Source organism: Pseudomonas sp. LFS074, assembly GCF_047978165.1.
In the GTDB taxonomy this organism is placed as follows: domain Bacteria; phylum Pseudomonadota; class Gammaproteobacteria; order Pseudomonadales; family Pseudomonadaceae; genus Aquipseudomonas; species Aquipseudomonas putida_P.
In genome coordinates this window covers 688,713-711,764 of sequence record NZ_JBFPFV010000002.1, presented here as the reverse complement: position 1 = coordinate 711,764, position 23,052 = coordinate 688,713, and the positions used below count along the sequence as shown (strand labels likewise).

Annotated in this window: 3 protein-coding genes; all 3 read left to right on the top strand. The window is 63.5% G+C overall.

What is annotated here, in order from left to right:
• Genes ACNQP3_RS21330 through ACNQP3_RS21320 form a run of 3 tightly spaced genes read left to right on the top strand, consistent with a single transcriptional unit; the run spans position 1 to position 23,008 of the window.
• Positions 1 to 7,821, top strand: coding sequence for a non-ribosomal peptide synthetase (locus tag ACNQP3_RS21330; RefSeq protein WP_264316464.1), 7,821 nt, complete (start codon positions 1 to 3; stop codon positions 7,819 to 7,821).
• Position 7,822: 1 nt separating this feature from the next.
• Positions 7,823 to 11,167, top strand: coding sequence for an amino acid adenylation domain-containing protein (locus ACNQP3_RS21325; RefSeq protein ID WP_264316463.1), 3,345 nt, complete (start codon positions 7,823 to 7,825; stop codon positions 11,165 to 11,167).
• A 12-nt stretch (positions 11,168 to 11,179) separates the two neighbouring features.
• On the top strand, positions 11,180 to 23,008 hold the full coding sequence (locus ACNQP3_RS21320) for a non-ribosomal peptide synthetase (protein WP_264316462.1): 11,829 nt from the start codon (positions 11,180 to 11,182) through the stop codon (positions 23,006 to 23,008).
• Positions 23,009 to 23,052: the final 44 nt, after the last annotated feature.

Below are 23,052 nucleotides of genomic sequence, written 5' to 3'. Positions count from 1 at the left end.
ATGGAACTCACTGCAGCACAACGCATCGCCCAACGTTTCGTCGGCCTCCCCGTGGAGCAACGCCAGCAGATCCTGGAAAAGATGCAGGCCAGCGGGCAGAGCTTCCGCCTGCTGCCCATCGTGCCGGCACGCCAGGGCCTGGCACGCATTCCGCTGTCGTACGCCCAGCAGCGCCTGTTGTTCCTCTGGCAACTGGAGCCCGACAGCCCGGCCTACAACGTGCCCATTGCCGTACGCCTGAAAGGCGCACTGGACCAGGCGGTGCTGCAACAGGCGCTGGACGCGCTGGTGCAGCGCCACGAATCGCTGCGCACGCGCTTCGCCTCCGTGGAGGGTGAATTCCACCAGGAAATCCTCGACCCGTGCCCGCTGCCCCTGGAGCTGGTGATGTTCGACGGCGAGCCCGACGCAGCATCGCTGAGCGTGGCCGTGGACGCGGCCCTCAAGCAGCCGTTCGACCTGCTGAGCGGGCCGCTGCTGCGGGTGACCTTGCTGCGTGTGGCGGACCAGGAGCACGTACTGGCGCTGAGCATGCATCACATCATCTCCGACGGTTGGTCCAGCGATGTGCTGGTGCAGGAGTTCATCCAGCTGTACACCGCCCTGGCCGAGGGGCGGCAGGCCGATTTGCCGGCTTTGCCGATCCAGTACGCCGACTACGCCATCTGGCAGCGCGCCTGGCTTGAAGCCGGTGAAGCACAGCGCCAGCTGGCCTACTGGCAAGCGCAGTTGGGTGACGAGCAGCCGGTGCTGAGCCTGCCACTGGACTTCGAACGCCCGGCCACGCCAAGCCAGCGCGGTGCGGTGGTGCGCGTGGATATTGCGGGCGAACGGGCCGAGGCCCTGCGCAGCCTGGCACGCAAGGGCGGCCACACGCTGTTCGTGCTGGTACTGGCGGCCATGGCGGTGGTGCTGTCGCGCTACAGCGGCCAGGCCGACATCCGTATCGGTGCACCGAATGCCGGGCGTAACCGCAAGGAACTGGAAGGCCTGATCGGCTTTTTCATCAACACCCAGGTGCTGCGCGTGCAGGTGGACGAGCGCGCCACTTTCACCGCACTGCTGGAACAGGTGAAAGAGGTGATCGGCGGCGCCCAGTCGCACCAGGAGTTGCCGTTCGAGCACCTGGTCGACGCCTTGTTGCCTGAGCGCAACCTGGCCCACAACCCGCTGTTCCAGTTCAAGATCAACCAGCATGTGGCCACCAGTGAGGCGGGGCGTCAGCGCCTGGGCGCGCTGGAGGTGGAAGGCTTTGCCCGTGACGGCGGCGATGCTCGCTTCGACTTGGCCTTCGACTTCGCCGACAAGGCCGACGGTATCGAAGGCTACTTCACCTTCGCCACCGACCTGTTCGAGCAGGCCACCATCGAGCGCATGGCGGTTTCGCTGCGACAGGTACTGGAGGCACTGGTCCGCGACCCGCAGCAGGCGATCGTCGATTGCCCGGAAGTACCAGTAGTGTTGCCAATGGCCGGACAGGCCTATCCACAGGGCGACTTCCTGGGGCTGTGGCGCCAGGCAATGGTTCAAGGCCAGGCGCGCGGCGGCGTGCGTGCGGGTGACCGGTTCATGACCCAGGCCGGGCTGGAGGCCGGGTCCAACCGCCTGGCCAATTACCTGCGCCAGCGCGGTGTTGGCGCAGGCAGCGTCGTTGCCTTGTGCCTGCCGCGCTCCATCGAATGGGTCAGCGCCTTGCTTGCGGTGCTCAAGACCGGTGCGGCCTACCTGCCACTGGACACCCAGCAACCGCAGGAGCGCCTGCAACAACTGCTTGCCGACAGTGCTGCCACAGTGCTGCTGCACGAGCCAGGTGATTCGCGTTTCGTGGGCCTGGATGGCCTGCAGGTGATTGCCTGCGACCACAGCGCCTGGGCAACCTGCAGCGACAGCCCGCTCGACGTGGCAGTCGCCCCCGAACAGCCGGCTTACCTCATCTACACCTCGGGCTCGACCGGGCAGCCGAAAGGCGTGGTGATCAGCCATGGGGCGCTGGCCAGTTATACCCAGGCGGTGCTGGAGCGCCTGCAATTGCCGGCAGAGGCAAGCATGGCAATGGTCTCCACCACGGCGGCCGACCTTGGCCATACCGTGCTGTTCGGCGCCTTGGCCTCGGGCCGCCTGCTGCACTTGCTGCCACAGGAATTGGCTTTCGACCCGGATGGTTTCGCCAGTTACATGGCGCAGCACCAGGTTGGCGTGCTGAAACTGGTGCCGAGCCACCTGCAAGGCTTGCTGCAAGCAGCCCGCGCTGCCGATGTGCTGCCTGGCGAAGCGCTGATCCTTGGCGGCGAAGCATGCAGTTGGGGCCTGTTGGAAAAGATCCGCGAGTTGCGCCCTGGTTGCCGGGTGATCAACCACTATGGCCCGACCGAAACCACGGTTGGCGTGCTCACCTTCGAGCCCGGCCAGCCCGTGCCAGGCTGCCGCACGGTGCCGGTCGGCCGCCCACTGGGCAACGCTAGCGCGCAGGTGCTGGATGGCTATCTCAACCCGCTGGCGGCGCATGTGCCCGGCGAGTTGTACCTGGGCGGGCAGGGCGTAGCCCAGGGTTATCTCGGCCAGCCTGGGCTGACGGCCGAACGCTTCGTGCCCACCGAGGACGGTGCCCGCGTGTACCGCACCGGCGACCGTGCGCGGCTGACTGCCGATGGCCTGATCGAGTTCATCGGCCGTGCCGACGACCAGGTGAAGATTCGTGGCTACCGCGTGGAGCCGGGCGAAGTGGCTCGCCTACTGGCGGGCTTGCCCGCAGTCCGTGAGGCCGTGGTGCTGGCCCTGCCGCTGGACAGTGATGCCGAGCGCCTGCAACTGGTGGCTTATGTGGTCGCCGAGGCTGGCGTCACCGAGCAGCAACTGCTGGCACAGTTGCAAGCACGCTTGCCTGAGTACATGGTGCCGGCACAGATGCTGCTGCTCGAACGCCTGCCACTGACCGCCAACGGCAAGCTCGACAAGCGCGCACTGCCGGCACCGGGCGCTGTCAGCCGAGGCTTCGTGGCGCCGCAAGGTGAAATCGAAGAGAAGCTGGCCGCCGTATGGGCCGATGTGCTCAAGCTGGAGCGGGTCGGCAGCAGCGACAACTTCTTCGAGCTGGGCGGCGACTCGATCCTCAGCCTGCAGATCATTGCCCGGGCCAAACGCCAGGGCATCAAGATCACCCCCAAGCAGTTGTTCGAACAACAGACCATCGACCAACTGGCGCAGGTGGCCAAGCGTATCGAGGCCAAGCAGCCAGCGGCGGCGCTCGTGGACACGGCTCTCAGCGGCGAGGTAGCCCTGCTGCCGGCCCAGGCGCGGTTCTTCGAGATGGATGTGGCGCAACCGGCGCACTGGAACCAGTCGGTACTGCTCAAACCCGCCAGCCCGGTACAGTTGCAACAGCTGGAGGCCGCCTTGCGTGCGGTGGTCGAGCAGCATGATGCCCTGCGTCTGCGCTTCACCCGTGGCGATGGCCAGTGGCGGGCACGCTTCCAGCCGTTGGGCAGCGCACCGTTGCTGCACCAGCGCCAGTTGGCTGCGCTAGGCGAGCTGGATGCTGCCGGCAACGAGGTACAAGCCAGCCTGAACCTGGAACAGGGGCCATTGCTGCGTGCCGAACTGTTCGATTTCGCCGATGGCCAGCAGCGTTTGCTGCTGGTGGTTCACCATCTTGTGGTCGACGGCGTGTCGTGGCGGGTGCTGCTGGAAGACCTGCAAGAAGCCTACAAGCAATTGCTGAACGGCCAGGCCGTAAACCTGCCCGCCAAGACCGCTGCAGTACAAACCTGGGCCGAACGCCTGGTCGCCCACGCCGGCAGCCCTACGCTGCAAGCCCAGTGCGACTACTGGTTGCAAGCGCTGGCCGACAACAATGCCGAATTGCCACGCGATAATCCGCAGGGCAGCCTGGACAATAGCCATGCCCGCACCGCCGCTACACGGTTGGATGCCGAGCGCACTGCCAAGCTGCTGAAGCAGGCTCCGGCAGCCTACCGCACGCAGATCAACGACCTGCTGCTGACCGCACTGGCGCGCACGCTGTGCCAGTGGAGCACGCAAGACAATGTGTTGGTCCAGCTCGAAGGCCATGGCCGCGAAGACCTGTTCGACGACCTCGACCTAAGCCGCACCGTGGGCTGGTTCACCAGCCTGTTCCCGGTGCGCCTCACGCCGGGCGTGGACCTTGGCCAGTCGATCAAGGCCATCAAGGAGCAACTGCGCGCCGTACCGGACAAAGGCATTGGCTACGGCCTGCTGCGCTACCTCGGCGATGCCCACGTGCGTGGGCAACTGCAACGCGCCGCCCAGGCCCGTGTCACCTTCAACTACCTGGGCCAGTTCGATGCCAGCTTTGCAGGTGAGGCTGGCGCACTGTTCACCCCAAGCGGCGAAAGTGCGGGCCGCACTCAATGTGCAGGCGCGCAGCTAGGCAACTGGCTGAGCATCACTGGTCAGGTGTATGGCGGCGAGCTGTTCCTGGAATGGACCTACAGCGCCGACGTGCACCACCCGGAAACCATCGAAGGCTTGGCTAACGCCTATGAACTGGCCCTGGTCGAGCTGGTCGAGCACTGCTGCGATACCCGCCACCAGGGGGTGACCCCGTCGGACTTCCCGCTGGCCGCGTTGACCCAGGCGCAACTGGACAGCCTGCCGCTGGCGGCAGCGCAGATCGCCGATGTTTACCCCCTGTCGCCCATGCAGCAGGGCATGCTGTTCCACACCCTTTACGACCAGCAGGCCGGCAATTACATCAACCAACTGCGCGTGGAAGTGCAGGGGCTGGATGTGCAACGCTTTCAGCAAGCCTGGCAGGCCACGCTGGACGCCCACGACATCCTGCGCAGCGGTTTTGTCCTGCAGGGTGAGCTGGTGCAGGCCGTACAGGTGGTGCGCCAAGCCGTCGACCTGCCCTTCAGCGAGCACGACTGGCGCGGCCAGCCTGCCCTGGAGCAAGCCCTGCAGACGCTGGCCGAGGGTGAGCGCCAGCGCGGCTTCGACCTGGCCGCCGCGCCGCTGCTGCGTCTGGTTCTGGTGCGCACCGGCGATGCCAGCCACCACCTGATCTACACCAACCACCATATCCTCATGGACGGCTGGAGCACTTCGCGCCTGTTGGGTGAAGTGCTGCAACGCTATGCAGGTGTGGCGCCGCAAGCGCCGGCCACGCATTACCGCGACTACATCGCCTGGCTGCAAGGCCAGGACGCAGCCGTTGCCGAAGCGTTCTGGAAGGCCCAGCTTGCCACGCTGGACGAGCCGACCCGCCTGGCCCAGGCCATTGCCGGCAGTGCTGGCGCCGGTGGTAGTGGCTACGGCGACTACCGCCTGGCCTTCGACCGCGTGCAGACCGCACGCATCGAAGCCTTCGCCCGGGCCAATCGGGTCACGGTCAACACCTTGGTGCAGTCTGCGTGGCTGCTGTTGCTGCAGCGCTGCACCGGCCAGGCCAGCGTGTGTTTCGGCGCCACCGTGGCCGGGCGCCCAGCAGACCTGCCAGGCGTGGAAGAGCAGATCGGCCTGTTTATCAACACCTTGCCGGTGATCGGCGCGCCGCGTGCCGAGCAGCGCGTGGCCGAGTGGATCGGCCAGGTGCAGGCCGGCAACCTGGCCGTGCGCGAGTTCGAGCACACGCCGCTGTACGACGTGCAGCGCTGGGCGGGGCAGGGCGGCGAAGCGCTGTTCGATAGCATCCTGGTGTTCGAAAACTACCCGGTGGCCGAAGCGTTGCAACAGGGCGCGCCGGGTGGCCTGCGCTTTGGCGACGTCGCGGTGCAGGAGCAGACCAACTACCCGCTGACCCTGGTGGTGGAACTGGGCGCCACCTTGTCGATGCACTACAGTCACGACCGTGCGCTGTGGAGCGACGAGACGATCGGCCGCCTGGCTGGCCACTTTGCCAACTTGCTGCAGGCGCTGGTCGAGCGTCCAGATGCCGTTATCGGCGAGCTGCCAATGCTGGGCCAAGCGGAACAACAACGAATGGTCGAAGGCTGGAACGATACCCAGGCCGCGTACCCGGATGAGCGCAGCATTCATCAGCTGATCGAGGCCCAGGTGTTCGCCACCCCGGACGCCCCGGCGCTGGTGTTTGGCGAGCAGAGCCTGAGCTATGCCGAACTGAATGGCCGTGCCAACCAGCTGGCGCACAAGCTGCGCGAACAGGGCGTTGGCCCCGATGTGCTGGTGGGCATCGCCATGCAGCGCAGCCTGGAGATGGTCATCGGCCTGCTGGGTATCGTGAAAGCCGGCGGCGCTTACGTGCCGCTGGACCCTGAGTACCCGCAGGACCGCCTGAGCTACATGTTCGACGACAGCGGCATTGCCTTGCTGCTGACCCAGTCGCACCTGCGCGAGACCCTGCCGATTCCAGCCGGCCTGCGCAGCCTGGACCTGGATACCGAGGACCTGAGCAGCTATAGCGATGCCAACTTAAACTTCGACGTGGCGCCGCTGAACCTGGCCTACGTGATCTACACCTCCGGCTCCACCGGCCGCCCGAAAGGCGCCGGCAACAGCCATCAGGCCCTGGTCAACCGCCTGTGGTGGATGCAGAAGGCCTATGGCCTGGACGCCAGCGACAGTGTGCTGCAGAAGACCCCGTTCAGCTTCGACGTGTCGGTGTGGGAGTTCTTCTGGCCGCTGATGACCGGTGCCCGCCTGGTCATGGCCCAGCCGGGTGCTCATCGCGACCCGCAATTGTTGGTGGAAACCATCAATCACCATGGCATCAGTACGCTGCACTTCGTGCCGTCGATGCTGCAGGCGTTCATGACCCACGAAGCGGTCGAGAGCTGCGTCAGCCTCAAGCGCGTGGTGTGCAGCGGTGAAGCGCTGCCGGCCGAGCTGGCGCGCCAAACCTTGCAACGCCTGCCAGCGGCGGGCCTGTACAACCTCTACGGCCCGACCGAAGCGGCCATCGACGTCACTCACTGGACCTGCCAGCCAGACGAAAGCATCAGCGTGCCGATCGGCCAGCCGATCGACAACCTGAAAACCCACATCCTGGAAGGCAGCCTGCAACCCGCCGTGCGCGGCAGTGCCGGCGAGCTGTACCTGGGCGGCGTGGGCCTGGCCCGTGGTTATCACCAGCGGCCAGCACTGACCGCCGAACGCTTCGTGCCGGACCCGTTCATCGACAACGGTGGCCGCCTGTACCGTACCGGCGACCTGGCGCGCTACCGCGCCGACGGCGTGATCGACTATGCCGGGCGTATCGACCACCAGGTGAAGATCCGTGGCCTGCGCATCGAGCTGGGCGAGATCGAAGCGCGCCTGCTGGAGCTGCCGAGCGTGCAGGAAGCCGTGGTGCTGGCCCAGGACGGGCCGAACGGCCAGCAACTGGTGGGCTACGTGGTGCCTGCCGACAGCACGCAAGACCAAAGCGCATTGCGCGACAGCCTGCGCGAGGCCCTCAAGGTTGGCCTGCCGGACTACATGGTGCCGGCGCACCTGCTGCTGCTCGGCAAGCTGCCGGTGACGCCGAACGGCAAGCTGGACCGCAAGGCCCTGCCGCAGCCGGATGCCAGCTTGCTGCAGCGTGAATACGTTGCTCCACAGAGCCAGCTGGAGCAGCAGATCGCGGCGATCTGGGCGGATGTGCTGAAACTGGAAAGGGTTGGGCTGACCGATAACTTCTTCCAACTCGGCGGGCATTCGCTGTTGGCCACACAAGCGGTGGCGCGCCTGCAGATGGAACTGGGGGCCGAGACACCACTGGCCCTGATTTTCCAGACCGACAACCTACGCGATTACGCCGCCGCGGTCAGCGCTGCAAGCACTGACCGCACGGCTGACCTGGACGAGTTCCACGACTTCATGAATGAGCTTGAGGCAGTTTGAGATGAGCACCGATACCCGCAACACCGACCTGGTTCACCGCTTCATTCGGCTGCCACTCGAGCAGCGCAGGCTGTTTCTGGAAAAGCTGGCCTCCAAGGGCAGCAGCCTGGCGCAGTTGCCCATCCCGCAGGTGCGTGGGGAATTTGCGCAACTGCCGCTTTCCTTCGCCCAGCAGCGACAGTGGTTCCTGTGGAAGCTCGACCCGAACAGCGCGGTGTACAACATCTCTTCGGCCTTGCGCTTCAAGGGCGAGCTGGACCGGGCCGCTCTGCAGCGTGCCTTCGACACGTTGCTGGTCCGGCATGAAGCGCTGCGTACAACCTTCAGCCAACAGGGCGAGAAGGTGGTACAAGTGGTTCACCCGAGCCTGCCATTGACCGTGGCCTACGAGCACTTGAACGGTGCCGGCGAACATGCCCTGCGCGAGCAGGTGGAGCGTGAGGCCCGTCAAACCTTCGACCTGGAAAACGGCCCATTGCTGCGGGTGAAACTGCTGCAATTGAATGCTCAAGAGCATGTGCTGGTGTTGGTGCTGCACCACATCATTGCTGACGGCTGGTCCATGCCAGTGATGGTGGAAGAGTTGGTGCGCCTGTATGCAGCATACAACCAGGAGGGCGACGTGCAGTTGCCTACCCTGCCGATCCAGTACGCCGACTATGCTATCTGGCAACGCAGCTGGATGGAGGCCGGTGAGCAGGAGCGGCAGCTGGCTTACTGGACCGCCCAACTGGGGGGCGAGGCCCCCGTGCTGGAATTGCCGACGGACCGCCCGCGACCTACGGTCAGCAGCCTTAAGGGCGAGCGGCTGGCGATCGACCTGCACGAGCAGCAAGCACATGCACTCAAACAGTTCGCCCAGCAACAGGGCGTGACGCCATTCATGGTGCTGCTGGCCAGCTTCCAGACCCTGTTGCACCGTTATTCGGGGCAATCTGATATCCGCGTCGGAGTGCCGGTGGCCAACCGCAACCGTGTGGAAACCGAGCGCCTGGTGGGGTTGTTCGTCAACACCCAGGTGCTGCGCGCCGAGTTCGATGTGCAGATGTCTTTCAGCGAGTTCCTCGGCCAGGTCAAACAGCGGGTCGTCGAGGCCCAGGCTCACCAAGACCTGCCGTTCGAACAGCTGGTAGAGGCCCTGCAGCCAGAGCGTAGCCTTAACCACAGCCCGCTGTTCCAGGTGATGTACAACCATCAGACCCAGGCCCAGGGCGAGCAGCACAGCTTGCCGGGGCTGGAAGTGCAAGCCGTGGCGTGGGACAACCATACCGCCAAGTTCGACTTGACCCTGGAAACCTACGAGCATGACAAGGGTATTGGCGCGGCGCTGATCTACGCCACCGACCTGTTCGATGCTTCGACTGCTCGCACGTTCGCCCGGCATTGGCAGAATCTGCTGACGGTCATCATTGAACAGCCTGCTCAGCGCATCGCCGACCTTGCCCTGCTGGACGATCATGAGTATCAGCAGATCGTCGAAGGCTGGAACGCGACCCTGGCCAGCTACCCTGATGACAGCTGTATTCACCAGCTGTTCGAAGCACAAGTGACGAAAGCCCCAGATGCGCCAGCGCTGATTTTTGGCGAGCAGACGCTGAGCTATGGCGAACTCAATCGCCGGGCCAATCAACTGGCGCACAAGCTGCGCGAGCAGGGTGTCGGCCCGGATGTGCTGGTGGGCATTGCCATGCAGCGCAGCCTGGAGATGGTCGTGGGCTTGCTGGCTATCCTCAAGGCGGGTGGCGCCTACGTGCCGCTGGACCCGGAATACCCGCAGGACCGTCTGGAATACATGCTCGATGACAGCCAGGCGATCCTGCTTTTGTCAGAGACCAGCCTGATCACGCGCATGCCTGCGCAGTTCCAGTCGCGTACGCTGCTGCTCGATCAGTTGACGCTCGACGGCTACCCGGATACTGACCTGGCCTGTTTGACCACCGCCCGCAACCTCATCTATTGCATCTACACATCAGGCTCCACCGGCAAGCCCAAGGGGGTGCAAATCGAGCACCGCAGCGTGGCGGCCCTGATCGGCTGGTCGCTGTCGGTATACAGCCAGGCGGACCTGTGCGGTGTGCTTTTCTCCACCTCGATCTGCTTCGACCTGTCGGTATGGGAGCTGTTCGTCACCTTGTCGGCTGGTGGCTATGCGGTGTTGGCTGCCAACGCCCTTGAACTGCCTGACCTGGCGGCCAGGGACCGGGTGCGGCTGGTGAATACCGTGCCGTCGGCCATCAAGCAGCTGTGCGAAACCGGCAACATTCCGCCGTCGGTAAAAATCATCAACCTTTGCGGCGAAGCGCTAAAGCAGTCGATCGTCGACGATTTGTACCGCTTGGAGCATGTGAGCGATGTGTACGACCTTTACGGCCCGTCCGAGGACACTACCTACTCTACCTGCACGCTCAGGGCCGCTGGCGGCAAGGCCAATATCGGCCGGCCGTTGGACAACAGTGCAGCCTATGTGCTGAGCGGCGGCTTGCAACCTGTGCCGGTGGGGGCGGTAGGCGAATTGTACCTGGCCGGTGCCGGGTTGGCCCGTGGTTACCTGAAACGCCCGGGGCTCAGTGCTGAGCGGTTCTTGCCCAACCCTTTCGATGAGCAGGGCGGGCGTATCTACCGTACCGGTGACCTTGCCCGCTATCGCCCCGACGGTGTGCTGGAGTACGTCGGCCGGGTGGATCATCAGGTGAAGGTCCGCGGCTTTCGGATCGAACTGGGTGAGATCGAAACCCGCCTGCAGCAAGAGGCGGTGCGTGAAACCGTGGTCATGGCCATCGACGGGCCGGCGGGGCAACACCTGGTGGCCTATGTCGTGCCTACCGATGCCCGCGTGATGGCCGATGTGGCCGCACAGGAGACGCTGCGTGAAAACCTGCGGGCTGCGCTGCGCAAGAGCTTGCCGGAGTACATGGTGCCCTCCCACCTGGTGCTGATGGACAGACTGCCACTCACGCCTAACGGCAAGCTGGACCGCAAGGCGCTGCCGCGCCCGGACACTGCCCAGCTCGCAGAGGCCCATGTGCCGCCGCGTACGCCGCTGCAGCAGCAGGTGGCCGCTATCTGGGCCGATGTACTGAAAATCGAACGGGTTGGCCTGAACGACAATTTCTTCTTCCTTGGCGGGCACTCGCTGATCGCCACTCAGGTGACCGGTCGCGTCCAGGAGCAGGCGGGGTTGGCGGTCAGCCTGAAGGCACTGTTCGAAAACCCTGTGCTTGGCGACTACTGCACGCAGTTGGAGCAACTGGCACCGCTGGCGGACCCCGTTCAGAACGAACTGGCTAAATCCCTGGAGGCCTTGAAACGTCTATCTACGGAGGAAATTGAAAAGCTGCTTTCTTAGGAGATTTTTACTGTGCAAGAGCTGCTTGAGTCTGTAAAGCTACTGTCCACCAAAGAGCGCCAGGCCCTGGCAGCCTTGCTCAAGCAGCAGGGGGTGAACCTTTATGGCGTCACCCCGATCTTCAAGCGTGAGCCTGAAGCCTCCCTACCGCTGTCGTATGCCCAGCAGCGGCAGTGGTTTCTGTGGCAACTTGACCCTGGTGCACCGACGTACAACGTCCCGGCTGCGCTGCGTCTGCGCGGCCGCTTGGATGCCGAGGCTTTGCAGCGCAGTTTCCAAGCCTTGATCGCCCGCCACGAGACCCTGCGTACACTCTTCAGGGAAGAGGCGCAGGGTACCGTCCAGGTCATTCACCCCGAAATCACCTTGGTGCTCGACATCCTGATGCTGCAGAGCGCCGCTGAGCGTGACGTGCTGGAGCAGGTGCAGGCCGAGGCGCGTCGCCCATTCGACCTGCAGCAGGGGCCGCTGCTACGGGTCAAGTTGCTGCGCCTTGCGCAGGACGAGCATGTGCTGGTGGTGACAATGCATCACATCGTCTCCGATGGCTGGTCGATGCCACTGATGATCGACGAGCTGATGCAGCTGTATGCGGGATACAGCCAAGGTGAAGGCGTGCAGCTGCCAACGTTGCCAGTGCAATATGCCGACTATGCGATCTGGCAGCGTCAGTGGATGGAGGCGGGTGAGCAAGAGCGCCAACTGGCGTACTGGAAGGCGCAGCTTGGCGATGACCAGCCGGTGCTTGAGTTGCCGACCGACCGCCCACGTGCTGCCGCCAATAGCCACCGTGGCGCCCGGCACGAGGTTCGGCTGCCGGACGCGTTGGTGCATTCACTCAAGCAGCTTGCCCAACAGCAGGGTGCGACCTTGTTCATGCTGCTGCTGGCCAGCTTCCAGACATTGTTGCACCGCTATAGCGGGCAGCCGGACATTCGCGTCGGGGTGCCGGTTGCCAACCGTAATCGGGTAGAAACCGAGCGGCTGATCGGCTTTTTCGTCAACACCCAAGTGTTGCGCGCTGAGTTCGATCTGCAGATGACCTTCAGCGAGTTGCTGGAGCAGGTCAAGCAGCGAGCGTTGGGGGCGCAAAGCCATCAGGACTTGCCCTTCGAGCAACTGGTCGAGGTTTTGCAACCAGAGCGTAGCCTGAGCCACAGCCCGCTGTTCCAGGTGATGTACAACCACCAGATGCAGGCCAAGGGCAAGCAACGCAGCGTGCAAGGGTTGCACGTGGAGGGGCTGAGCTGGGATCACGACACGGCCAAGTTCGACCTGACCCTGGATACCTTCGAATACGAACACAGCCTTGGCGCCGCGTTGAGCTACGCGGTCGACCTGTTCGATGCTGCCACCATCGAGAAGATGGCACGGCACTGGGTGAACCTGCTGGAGGCCATCGTTCGCCAGCCTGGGCAGCGGATCGTCGAGCTGCCGTTGATCGGCCAGCAGGAGCAGCAGCAGATCCAGCGCGCCTGGAACCCGGCGCTGGCCCACTACCCGGCAGAGCGGCCACTTCACCAACTGATCGAAGCCCAGGTCGAGGCCGCCCCAGATGCCGTGGCGCTGGTGTTCGGTGAGCGTTCCCTGAGTTACGCCGAGCTCAACCGCCGCGCCAATCAACTGGCACACAAACTACTGGAACTGGGCGCCGGGCCGGATGTGCTGGTTGGCCTGGCTGTGGAGCGCAGCCTGGAAATGGTCATCGGCCTGCTGGGCATACTCAAGGCTGGCGCTGCCTATGTGCCGTTGGACCCAGAGTATCCACAGGACCGTCTCAGCTACATGTTCCAGGACAGCGGCATTCATCTGTTGCTGACCCAGCAGCATTTGCGTGATGCGCTGCCAGTACCGGCAGGGGTGAAAACCCTTGTGCTGGATGGCCACGCCGGCCTCGCGGGCTACAGCGACGCCAACCCCGTGTGCCGAGTGACCCCGGACAACCTGGCCTATGTGATCTATACCTCCGGCTCAACCGGCAAGCCCAAAGGCACGCTGTTGCCACACCGCAATGTGGTACGCCTGTTTGCGGCCACCCAGCACTGGTTCAACTTCGATGCCAGCGATGTGTGGACGGTGTTCCATTCCTACGCCTTCGACTTCTCGGTGTGGGAGTTGTACGGCGCGTTGCTGTATGGCGGTAAGGCAATCATCGTACCCAAGGATGTGGCGCGCTCCAGTGAAGACTTCCACGCATTGCTGGTTCGCGAGCAGGTCACCGTACTCAACCAGACACCTTCTGCGTTCAAGCCGCTGATCCCGGTGGCCTGCGAGGCGATGAAAGCGGGGCAGGGCCTGGCCCTGCGGCACGTGGTGTTCGGTGGCGAAGCCCTGGAAGTGAGCAGCCTGAAGCCTTGGTTCGAGGTATTCGGCGACCGTCGGCCGCGCATGATCAACATGTATGGCATCACCGAAACCACCGTGCACGTGACGTATCGGCCGGTCACTTTCGAAGACTTGCACAAAGGTGCCAGCAGCCCGATTGGCGAGGTGATTCCCGACCTGTCGTGGTACTTGCTCGATGCAGCATTGAACCCGATTCTGCCGGGTTGCACGGGGGAAATGTTGATTGGCCAGGCGGGCCTGGCGCGTGGCTATCATGGCCGCCCCGGGCTGACAGCCGAGCGCTTCGTACCGAACCCGTTCGATGGCAATGGCGGGCGCCTGTACCGCTCGGGCGACCTGGCGCGTTACCGCAGCGATGGCGTCATCGAGTACATCGGGCGAATCGATCATCAAGTGAAGATTCGCGGTTTCCGTATCGAGCTGGGCGAGATCGAAGCACGCCTGATCGAACAACCAGCGGTACGGCAAGTGGCGGTGCTGGCGGTGGATGCCGCCAGTGGCAAGCAACTGGTGGGTTACGTGGTGCCAGTTGAGTCTGAGGTGCTGCAGGACACCGAGCAGCAGGCCAGGCTACGTGACAGCCTGCGAAGCGAACTGAAGGCAAGCCTGCCCGAGCATATGGTGCCCGCGCATTTGCTGTTCCTGGAGCAGCTGCCGCTGACCGGCAACGGCAAGCTCGACCGCAAGGCCTTGCCTGCGCCTGATGCGAGCTTGTTGCAGGGCGAGTACGTGGCACCGCAAACCGAGCTGGAACGAGAGATCGCGGCCATCTGGGCCGACGTGCTCAAGCTGGAAAGAGTCGGCCTTGCCGACAACTTCTTCGAGCTGGGCGGCGATTCGATCATGTCGCTGCAGGTGGTCAGCCGTGCTCGCCAGGTGGACATACAGTTCACGCCCAAAGACCTGTTCCAGCACCAGACCGTGCAAGGTTTGGCTGCGGTTGCTCGGCGTGAGGTGAGTACGTTGATCGACCAGGGACGGGTAGTGGGGAGCATGCCGCTGACGCCGATCCAGCACTGGTTCTTCGAGTCAGATATCGTCGAGCGCCACCACTGGAACCAATCGGTGATGCTGCAAACCAGCGAGGTGTTGGACGAACATCACCTACAAGCGGCCGTGCAGGCGTTGGTGGCGCACCATGATGCCTTGCGCTTGCAGTTTACCCAGGCGCATGGCCGCTGGCAGGCCGAGTTCGGCGATGCAGAGCACGCCCTGTTATGGCGTCGTACGGTGGTAGATTCCGAGGCGTTGACGCAGCTGGCTGACGAGGCGCAACGCAGCTTGAGTCTGACGCATGGGCCGCTGCTGCGCGCCGTTCTGGCCGATTTGCCAGACGGCGGCCAGCGCTTGCTGCTGGTCATCCATCATCTGGTGGTGGACGGTGTGTCGTGGCGTGTGCTGCTGGAAGATCTGCAGCAGGCTTATGAGGCGCTGCGCGATGAGCAGCCGTTGAAACTGCAGCCCAAGACCACCTCGTTCAAGGCCTGGGCCGAGCAGCTGCAGGACTATGCAGCCAGCGCGCAGCTGCAAGCGGAACTGGGGTATTGGCAGGCGCAACTGCAAGGCGCCAGTGATGCCTTGCCGTGCGACCGCCCGCAAGGCAGCAACCTCGAACGCCATGCCGCCTCGGTCAGCACCCAGCTGGACCGCGAACTGACCCGACAACTGCTGCAGGAAGCGCCGGCCGCCTACCGAACGCAGATCAATGACTTGTTGCTGACAGCCCTGGCGCGAGTGATCAGCCGCTGGACCGGTCGTGCCGAGGTACTGGTACGCCTGGAAGGCCATGGCCGTGAAGACCTGTTCGAGGGCGGCGACCTGAGCCGCAGTGTGGGCTGGTTCACCAGCATGTACCCGGTCAGGCTCAGCCCACAGGCCGGGCTGGTCAACTCGCTCAAGACCATCAAGGAGCAGTTGCGCGCGGTACCCAACAAAGGCCTTGGCCATGGCCTGCTGCGCTACTTGGGTAGCCCTGAAGCGCAAGCGACCCTGGCGGCATTGCCACGGGGTGAGGTCGTGTTCAACTACCTCGGCCAGTTCGACGCCAGCTTCGACCAGCAGGCAGGGTTGTTCGTGCCGGCCAAGGAGTACGGCGGTGCCACCCAAGATGAAAGTGCCCCGTTGGGCAGCCTCTTGGCACTGAACGGGCAGGTGTACGGTGGGGAGCTGAAACTGGGTTGGCGCTTCAGCCGGGACATTTTCGATACAGCCACCATCCAGCACCTGGCCGACGATTATGCGCAAGAGCTGGCGCTACTGGTCGATCATTGCCGCCAACCGCAGCACCGTGGCGTGACGCCTTCGGACTTCCCGTTGGCTGACCTTACCCAGGCGCAACTGGACAACCTGCCGATAGAGGCCGAACAGATAGCCGATGTGTACCCGCTGTCGCCGATGCAGCAGGGCATGTTGTTCCATACGCTTTACGAACAGCAGTCCGGCGACTACATCAACCAGTTGCGCGTGGATGTTCAGGGGCTGGACGTGGAACGCTTCCGCCAGGCCTGGCAGGCGGCGGTGGATAAGCACGCGATCCTGCGCAGTGGCTTTATCTGGCAGGGAGAGCTCGACCAGGCTGTGCAAGTGGTACACAAGCAGGTCGTGCAGGCCTTGGCCGAGCACGATTGGCGTGGTCAGCCAGCGTCGGAGCAGCTGCAACGTCTGGCCGAGAGCGACCGACAAACCGGCTTCGCGCTGGACCAGGTTCCGTTGCAGCGGCTGACCCTGGTGCGCACGGCAGATGACAGCCACCACCTGATCTATACCAACCATCACATCCTGATGGATGGCTGGAGCACTTCGCGCCTGCTGGGCGAGGTGTTGCAGCATTACGCCGGGCAGCAAGCAACGGCGCCGGCCGCACCTTATCGTGACTATATCGCTTGGCTCCAACGCCAGGACGCGGCAGCAGCCGAAGCGTTCTGGAAGGACCAACTGGCACCGCTGGAGGAGTCGACCCGGCTGGCTCAGGTAGTACGCCGAAGCACTGCGCCGCAGTCAGGCCAGGGTGAGCACTATCAGTTGTTCGACCACTCGACGACCCAGCGCATCGAAAATTTTGCACGTGCCAACCGGGTCACCGTCAATACCTTGGTGCAATCAGCCTGGTTGCTGCTGCTGCAACGCTATACCGGTCAATCTGCCGTTTGCTTTGGCGCCACTGTGGCTGGGCGTCCGGCGGATCTGCCAGGGGTGGAAGAACACATCGGCCTGTTCATCAATACCCTCCCAGTCGTCGGTGCGCCGCGCAGCGAACAGACCGTTGCCGAATGGGTTGCCCAGGTGCAAGCCTGCAACCTGGCCTTGCGTGACTTCGAGCATACCCCGTTGAATGAGGTACAACGCTGGGCCGGCTTGGGTGGCGAAGCGCTGTTCGACAGCTTGCTGGTGTTCGAGAACTACCCGGTTTCCCAGGCCTTGCAGGAAGGTGCACCCGATGGTTTGCGCTTTGGTCCGGTGGCCAACCTGGAGCAGACCAACTACCCGCTGACCCTGGCGGCCACCTTAAGTGACACCTTGGCCATTCAGTACAGTCACAACCGCGGCAGTTGGGACGACGAGGCTATCCAGCGTTTGGCCGAGCACTTCGGCAACCTGCTGCGGGCGCTGGTAAATGATGCCTCGGTGGCGATCGGCGAGCTGCCGATGCTGGGAGATGCAGAGCGCCAACTTTTGCTGCATGACTGGAGCCAAAGCGAGGCAGTTAGCCCGTCGGGCCTGTGCGCTCACCAGTTGTTCCAGTTGCAGGCCCGAGAGCGCCCCGGTGCGACAGCGCTGGTGTTCGGCGAGCAACAGCTGACTTACCGAGAGTTGGACCTGCGCACCAATCGTCTGGCGCATCTGCTGACTGCGCACGGTGTTACCGCCAACAGCCTGGTTGGGGTTGCCGCCGAGCGTGGGTTGGCGCTGGCCGTGGCCTTGATTGCCATCCACAAAGCCGGGGCGGCATACGTCCCGCTGGATCCGGATTACCCGCAGGACCGCCTGACCTACCTGATCGAGGACAGTGGCATCGGCCTGCTGCTGGGTGACGCCGAGGCGATGGCGCGCATGCCGGTCCCTGCTGAGTTGCCATGTATCGAGCTACAGTCAGGTGAGGACTGGCTGCAAGACTGCAGTGAGCAGCCGCTGTCATGTGAGGTCTCGCTCGACAGCCTGGCCTATGTCATCTACACCTCCGGCTCCACGGGCATGCCGAAAGGGGTGGCCATTGCTCACCAGGCACTGTCAGTCTTCTGTGAAGTTGCCAGTGGTTATTCGCGACTGACGCCGGATGACCGGGTGCTACAGTTCGCCACGTTCAGTTTTGACGGGTTCATCGAGCAGTTCTTCCCGCCATTGTCACGGGGCGCCTGCGTGGTGATGCGCGATCAGCAGCTGTGGGACACAGACACATTCAGCACGCAGGTCATCCGCCACGGCATTACGGTGGCTGACTTGCCGGCAGCCTACTGGCGCTTGTTGGCGCTGGACCGTCGCGCTGCAGCTGCCTATGGCCAGCTGAAGCAGATTCATGTGGGGGGTGAGGCGGTGGCCTTGGACGGGTTGCAGGCCTGGCTGGAGGATGGGCCGGCGCAGGTGCGTCTGCTCAACACCTACGGCCCTACCGAGGCCACCGTGGTGGCGACCACGTACGATTGCTCACGGCTTGCGCAGGTGCCTGCGGCACATAGCGGTGTACCGATTGGCCGCGCGTTGGCCGGGCGTACCCTGCGTGCCTTGGACGACGGCCTGTTGCCTACACCGATTGGCGTGCCGGGTGAGTTGTACATCGGTGGTGACGGCTGCCTGGCACGCTGTTATCACCAGCGCCCGTCGTTGACGGCGGAGCGCTTCATCCCTGACCCGCTGGCCGAAACAGCGGGGGCTCGCTTGTACCGCACCGGCGATTTGGGTTACTTCGATGAGCAGGGTGAACTTGCCTACCGTGGTCGGGCCGACCATCAGGTGAAAGTTCGCGGTTTCCGCATCGAGCTGGGGGAAATCGAGCAGCACTTGCAGGCGCACCCACAGGTTCGCCAGGCTGCAGTGATCGTTGTCGACCACGCCGGCGTCAAGCAGCTGTGCGGCTATGTGGTCGCGGTTGACCAGGGCGCGGATCAGGCGGAGCTGCGGGCAACGCTGAAGCAGTCTCTGAAGGCCGGCTTGCCGGATTACATGGTGCCGACCTACCTGATGCTGCTCGAGCACATGCCCATGACGCCAAGTGGCAAGCTCGACCGCAAACGCCTCCCGGATATCGATCAGACGCAGTCGCAGGGCGAGCATGTGGCTCCGCGCAACGCGCTCGAGCGGCAGTTGGCGGATATCTGGGGTGCCGTATTGAAAGTGGCGCAAGTCGGGGTAACGGACAACTTCTTCGAGCTCGGTGGTGACTCGATCATTTCGATACAAGTGGTGAGTCGCGCGCGCCAGGCGGGTATCCGCTTCACACCCAAGCAATTGTTCCAGTATCAGACCGTTGAGCAATTGGCCGCTGTAGCCGAGGTGGGTGAGCAGGTTGCCGATGACCCGGTGACAAGTAGCCAACAACCTTCGCTGGCCGGCCTGACCCAGACGCAGTTGCAGCACTTGCCGGTGCCGGTGGCGCAGGTTGACGCTATCTACCCTCTGTCGCCGATGCAGCAAGGCATGTTGTTCTACAGCGACCAGGGAGGGGACGCTGCGCTCTATCTCAACCAGACATCGGTTGCGGTCGACGGCCTGGATATCGAACGCTTCACCCAGGCATGGAAGCAGGTGGTGGCGCGTCATGACATTCTGCGCACCAGCTTCTGGTCAGACGCGCAACTGACACAGCCACTGCAAATCGTCCATCGCCATGTCGAGCTGCCGATCCGTGTGCTGGACTGGCGTGCGCGTGATGACCAGGCCGACGCTTTGCAGGCACTGGTCGATGCTGATGCCGAGCTGGCCTTCGACCTGTCGCAGGCACCGTTGATGCGGGTAACGCTGGTGCGCCTGGATGAACAGCGCATGCAACTGATCTGGACCCGCCATCACATCCTGATGGATGGCTGGAGCAACTCGCGGCTGTTGGGTGAAGTGTTCCAGGCTTATCACGGGCAAGCGCTGGATACCCTGGTACCGCGCTTCGGAGACTATATCCGCTGGCTCGAGGCGCAGCCCCAGGATGAGCTGGAGGCGTTCTGGACGCGCAAGCTTGGCAGCCTTGAAAGCTCGACCCTGCTGGAGCAGACGTTGCTGCCACGACCGGATGCCAACTTGCCTGGGCATGCCGCGCTGTACCTGCATTGGGATGCCAGGCGAACCGAGCGCCTGCGCGCCCAGGCTCAACGCTTGCGGGTAACGCCCAATACGCTGGTACAGGCTGCCTGGTTGCTGCTGCTGCAGCGCTATAGCGGGCAGCAGGCTGTCTGTTTTGGCGCCACCGTGGCTGGCCGGCCGGCGAATTTGCCGGGGGTGGACAACATGCTCGGTTTGTTCATCAACACACTGCCTGTCGTCCAGGCGCCTGCTGCACATTGGCGTGTCAACGACTGGTTGCAGCAACTGCAAGCCTACAACCTTGAGCTGCGTGACCATGAACATGCCACGCTGTCGAATGTTCAGCGCTGGGCGGGGCGCCCGGGGCAACCGTTGTTCGATAGCATTATCGTGTTCGAGAACTACCCGCTGGACGAACGCCTGAACGACAGTGGCGACAGTGCGTTGCAGTTTGGTGCAGTGAGCGAGCGCGGCGTCACCAACTATGCGATGGACCTGGCCGTGCACTTGAGCGAGACACTTTCGGTAGAGTTCATGTACCTGCGTGGCAGCTTCAGCGAGGCCGCAGTGGCTGTTATCCGCGGCAGCTTCGAGCGGCTGCTCGAGGGCATGCTGGATAACCCGGATGCCACGCTGGGCAGCCTCGACATGCTGACACTGGAGCAGAGCCAGCAGGCCCGTCAGCGCAACACGCTGGCGGCAGCTACGACGCATGTTGCGCATCTGGCCCGGAGCATTGCCGAGCACGCTCGGTTGCGGCCTGACGCCCTGGCCGTCGTATGTGGTGATCAGCAGTTGAGCTATGCGCAACTCGACCAGCGCGCCAACCGCCTGGCGCACCATCTGATCGCCTTGGGCACCAAGCCGGAGAGTACGGTCGGTATTGCCCTGGAGCGTTCGGTCGAGGTGATCGTTGCCTTCCTTGCCGTGATGAAGACCGGTGCTGCCTATGTACCGCTGGACATTGATTATCCGCAGGACCGTTTGCAATGGATTGTCGAAGACTCGGCCATGCACCTGCTGCTGACCAACAGTGCCTTGAGCCAGCGTTTCGACACGGTTGGGCGAATCGTAGAGCTTGACCGCCTGGCGCTGGCGGGCCTGCCCGACGGTGTGCCACGCGCGCGGGTGGAAGATGACAACCTGGCGTACCTGATCTACACCTCGGGTTCGACTGGCAAGCCCAAGGGGGTGGCCGTCAGCCATGGGCAGATCCGCATGCACTGCCAAGCCATTGCCGAACTTTATGAGATGGACGAAAGCACCCGTGAGCTGCTGTTCATGTCATTCGCTTTCGACGGCGCGCAAGAGCGCTGGCTGTCGACGCTGTCGTCGGGTGGCTGCCTGGTGATCCGTGGCAATCGCCTGTGGACGGCAGAGGAAACCTGGCAGGTGCTGCATGAGCAACGCATCGATATCGCCTGCTTCCCTCCGGCGTATCTGCAGCAGTTGGCCGAGTTCGGCGAGAGCCAGCAACAGGTTGCACCGCCAGTGCGTATCTACTGCTTTGGTGGCGATGCGGTGCCCGATGCGTTGTTCGAGCTGGTCAAGCGCACGCTAAGGCCACAGTACCTGACCAACGGGTACGGGCCTACCGAGACGGTGGTGACACCCCTGCTGTGGAAGGTATCGGCCGATCAGTCCTGTCAGGCGGTGTATGCGCCGATTGGCGATCGTGTGGGCCTGCGGACCTTGCAGGTACTCGACCAGGACCTCAACCCGTTGCCTGATGGCGTGGCGGGTGAGCTCTATATCGGCGGTGAAGGGCTGGCGCGGGGGTATCACCAGCGTGCAGCGCTTACCGCCGAGCGTTTTGTCGCGGACCCGTTCGCGGAAGGCGCGCGTCTTTATCGCACTGGTGACCGCGTACGCCGCCGTGCCGATGGCACCTTGGACTTCATCGGCAGGCTGGACAACCAGTTGAAAATCCGCGGGTTCCGTATCGAGCCGGGCGAGATCGAGGCGCGCTTGCGCAACTTGGCCGATGTCCGTGATGCGGTTGTGGTGGCGCGTGAAGGCGCCACCGGCAAGCAGCTGGTGGGTTATGTGGTCAGTGGCAGCGAGAATACGAACCCGGCACAACTGCGTGAAGCCCTGCGTACCGAGCTGCCGGACTACATGGTCCCGGCGCAACTGGTGGTGCTGGAGGCGATGCCGTTGACGCCCAATGGCAAGGTCGACCGCAAGGCGCTGCCGGCGCCTGATTTTGCCGCGCATCGGCAGCACCGGGCACCGCGCAATGAAGCCGAGTTGGCCTTGGCGCACATCTGGCAAGACGTGCTGGGTGTTGAGTCGATTGGAGTCGACGACAACTTCTTCGAGCTGGGGGGGGATTCGCTTCGGGTGCTGAAAATGCTCTCCAAAGTGCGTGCGCACAGCGATTTGGCGCTGGATCTGAAGTTGCGTGACGTGATGGCCAAACCGACCATTGGTGAGCTGTCAGGTTATTCGGCGGATGAAGCCTGCCTGGATCCTGTGTTGTTGCTCAACACCCGCGTGGCCCATGCCACACCGTTGTTCTGCCTGCATGCAGGTTTCGGCACGGTATTCGATTATGAGCCGCTGGCGCGTCGCCTGGAGGGGCATTGCAGTGTTTATGGCGTGCAGTGCCGAATGCTGCTCGACCGCACGTGGCAAGATGAATCGTTGCAGGCGATGGCCATCGACTATGCCCAATACATCCGCCAGAAGCAGCCGGCAGGCCCATACCGCTTGGCAGGCTGGTCGTTGGGGGGAACCCTGGCGGTGCTGGTAACCAAGGAGCTGGAGCGTCAGGGCCAGACGGTAGCATTGCTCGGCCTGGTGGACAGCTTCGTGCCCTGTGCATTGCACACCGAGGTGGCCGAGGACTGGACGGAGGATTTGCAGGGCTTCCTCAGTGTATTGCTGTGTGTGCCAAAAGACCGCCTGGCAGTCCCTGAGCTGGCCGTGGGGACGGACGTTTCGACGTTGCAGGGTGCCATCGAGGCCGTTCGTGCTGCGCAGACCGAGCCATCGCTTTATGCCGATATCGACAGTTCGGAGCTGGCCCATACCTTTGCGGTGGCGATGCGTCTGAAAGCCTTGTCATTGAACCTGACCAGCCTGCCTCCCACCCAAGCCTTGGCGACATGCTGGTGGGCGGGCCGCAATGGCGACGCGGCCTGGGCTTTCGCAACGAAGGCAAGCCATGCAGTGGAGGCAGGGCACTACGACATTCTCAGGCAGCGTGAAGTTATCGACGGTCTGGCCATGCACTGGTTGAAAGAGGGCTCCATGGTCGAGTAACGGTCACTGTCAGGTTTACAGGGCACCATCACCTCTCGCCCCAC